1 protein-coding gene is annotated in these 203 nt (G+C 65.0%); it reads left to right on the top strand.

All coding sequences use genetic code 11. The features are described 5' to 3' along the window. The coding region (locus tag AC3A6M_RS24980) for an Ig-like domain-containing protein (protein ID WP_487855368.1) at positions 1-203 on the top strand (203 nt) is incomplete at both ends.

Genomic DNA, 203 nt, shown 5'->3' with positions numbered 1-203 from the left:
GACGGCAAGGGAACCACCAGCGTGGTGAACAACCAGCTGGTCTTCACCCCGGGCTCGGACTTCGACCACCTGAAGGCCGGCGCCACCGAGCAGGTGACGCTGAGCTACACGATGAAGGACGACCACGGCGCCACCTCGACCAGCACGGTCGTGGTGACTGTCACCGGTACCAATGACGCACCGGTTGCGGTTGCCGATACCGC

The organism is Telluria sp. Soil_C_11 (genome assembly GCF_057657395.1).
The sequence above is the reverse complement of the archived record's forward strand: the minus strand, read 5'-3'. Positions and strand labels throughout refer to the sequence as shown.